The organism is Xanthovirga aplysinae (assembly GCF_009711365.1).
Lineage (GTDB): Bacteria > Bacteroidota > Bacteroidia > Cytophagales > Cyclobacteriaceae > Xanthovirga > Xanthovirga aplysinae.
The window spans coordinates 1-2,778 of the sequence record NZ_SMMB01000618.1 but is presented as its reverse complement, the minus strand read 5'-3'; the positions used below and the strand labels follow the sequence as shown (position 1 = coordinate 2,778).

Below are 2,778 nucleotides of genomic sequence, written 5' to 3'. Positions count from 1 at the left end.
CCTTGTTTTAAAACATTTTTAACTTTTTTTGCGAAACCCCTAAAAAGTTAGCCAAATTATACAATACTCGGGCACCCACATTTCCATCCCACTGGTCTTCAGTATTTTCTGAGGGAGAAACTTCAGAAAGATCAAAGCCAATGATCTCACGCCCGGATCGTACCAGGTGTTTAATTAAAAACATGGCTTCATGAAACTCCAACCCACCTGGTACTGGAGTACCTGTATTGGGACAAAGTTTAGGGTCCAGACCATCTATATCAAAACTTATATAGACCTTTTGTGGTAATTCACTAACAATTTCTTCACAAATCGATTTCCAACTCCCACCTTCATACATTTTCTCCCTAAAATCATTTTCATAGAAAGAAACAATTCGTCCGTTGGAGTCCTGCACACGATTGGCTTCTTCTTCACAATAATCCCTGATACCCACTTGAACTAATTTGCTGACTTTATCATTTTTCATGGCATTATACATAATAGAAGCATGAGAGTATTCAAATCCTTCATAAGCCTCCCTTAAGTCAGCATGAGCATCAATCTGTAAGATTCCGAAACTTTTGTGTCTTTCTCCCAATGCATTGATCAATCCCAAAGGGGTGCTATGATCCCCTCCTAAAACAACAGGCACTTTACCATTATCCATCAACCGTAACGATTGGGCTTTTACCCATTCATTAAGTTTGGCTGAAGCCGTATTTACCAAACTAACAGTAGCCATTATTCCCTCATCACGAGTTTCAGGCCCCCCATCCTCCAACCACCGGATGTACTTTTCAGCCTGGGCGCGCAAGGTATCACTTTCATTGGCCCAATAATTGGAAACAGGCAACATGGCAATTCCCATTTTCCAAGCATCAGGAATATCTTTCACATATAAATCTAGTTGTGGGGAAGCTTCCAATATAGCTAGAGGCCCTTCAATAGTTCCTGCACTGTAGGATACGGTAACCTCCCAGGGAACTGGAATAACCACTACTTCAGCTAGTTCCGGTGAAAAAGGAAGACCAAAAAGGCTTCCCGGTACACCTACACCATTTGGATCAAAGGTATTAATATAATCTTCTTTTGTCATAAGAGAATGAAATATTCAAACAAGAATTACGAATTTGGAGATAAGATTTATTTGGATCAAAAGGGGGATACTCAAACTGAAAACAGAATCCTAAATCAATTAAGTCAGTAATTCGCAATTATGGGTACAAATCAATAATTAAGTAAGTTTTCCTTTTAAAGTGGTTACAAAAGCTGTTTCTTCACAAAGCCCGGTAAAGCAAAGGCTGCTTGGTGAATAGAACTATTATAATATTGTAAATCATGTTTTTCTACAAAATCCTCAATTCCATCATGATTCATTTTATTCAAAGGGTGCAAAGTCCCTTTAGAACAAAAAGAAAAACTCCACATCCCTGAGGGATAAGTAGGAATATGAGCCAAATAACAATGCACTTGGTTTCTTCCAAAAATGCGTTTATACAAATCAAAAACCTTCTTGAAAACCTTTTGATTATAACGAGGTGATTCACTCTGGGTAACCATAATTCCATTCTTTCGGAGAACACGGTACACATCTTGATAAAAAGATTCTGAAAACAATCCCTCTCCTGGCCCTATTGGATCGGTAGAATCAATTATGACCAAATCAAAAGATTCCTGGGCTGTTTTCTTGACAAACTGAATTCCATCCTCAATAATAAGCCTCATTTTGGGATGATCTAAAGTTGAAGACTGAGAGGTTAAAAACCTCCGCGAAGCCTCAATGACCTGTTCATCAATTTCAACCATTACTACCTCATCCAAACTTTCATGACGAAGCAGCTCTCTCACTGTACCTCCATCTCCCCCACCAACTACCAAGGCTCTTTTTGGATTTGGATGTGAAAAAGTGGGAACATGAGCAATCATCTCATGATATACATATTCATCTTTTTCCGTAGTCATTACAATTCCATCCAGAGTAAGCATTTTTCCATAGGCATAGGTATCATAGACTTCCACTTTCTGAAAAGGGGTCTGCCTCTCAAAAAGCTTATCTCCCCTATGTTTTAAAGATAAAGCTATATTTTCATCCCGCTCTGTAAACCAAATCGAATCAGTTGGGCAGTTATTCTTTCCATTTTCTAGAGATTTTTGATCCCTGACGAATTCAAAGTTAAGACCATTTTTACTTAATAGATCAGCCTCTCCCCTACTCAATTCCTTGGAAGATCCATGCTCCGCTTTAAAAGCCTGTTTTAGATATTGATAAGAAGCCCATGGATTTACAGAATTCCCACAAGTGAACAAATCTACTGCAGCATATCCATATTCCGGCCAGGTATGAATGGCCAAATGACTTTCCTGTATTACTACCACTCCGGAAACACCAAGTGGAGAAAAATGATGAAAGGTAGAATTAATTATGGTAGCGCCTGCTTCCTGTGCTGCTTCTTCCATTCTTTTACGCACAAGTACAACATCCCTTAAAATCTCAGGATCACATTTATATAGCTCAACAATAATATGTCTTCCTAAAGCAGCCATTTCTTCAATTTAATTCGGCGAAATAAATGGAAAAGTTCACAAAGGAACTCAATAAGGATTAGAATGCAAAGAGTACTCCTAAAATAGTGAAGAACGAACAATATATTAAGACAAGATTATATGCACAGTCCCATTTAGTTAAGAGGTGGAATAAGGCCGGTATTTTCGTTTACCTTTTTACATTAAAATAGACTAGTTTCAAAATTCACATAAGTACACAAATCCTTACCTTTCTCTTACAAATTCGAATAA

Annotated in this window: 2 protein-coding genes; both read right to left on the bottom strand. The window is 37.9% G+C overall.

Annotated features, from left to right (window positions below; genetic code table 11):
* Window positions 1-7 precede the first annotated feature (7 nt).
* On the bottom strand, window positions 8-1,078 hold the full coding sequence (locus E1171_RS03340; RefSeq protein WP_155204063.1) for an agmatinase family protein: 1,071 nt from the start codon (window positions 1,076-1,078) through the stop codon (window positions 8-10).
* Between the two features lie 164 nt (window positions 1,079-1,242).
* Window positions 1,243-2,526, bottom strand: coding sequence for a polyamine aminopropyltransferase (gene speE, locus E1171_RS03335; RefSeq protein WP_155204062.1), 1,284 nt, complete (start codon window positions 2,524-2,526; stop codon window positions 1,243-1,245).
* Between the last annotated feature and the right edge of the window lie 252 nt (window positions 2,527-2,778).

What these genes read in the sequence shown, in the direction of transcription:
- speE (WP_155204062.1), bottom strand. Translation starts at nt 2,526, where the DNA reads ATGGCTGCTTTAGGAAGACATATTATTGTTGAGCTATATAAATGTGAT.
- E1171_RS03340 (WP_155204063.1), bottom strand. Translation starts at nt 1,078, where the DNA reads ATGACAAAAGAAGATTATATTAATACCTTTGATCCAAATGGTGTAGGT.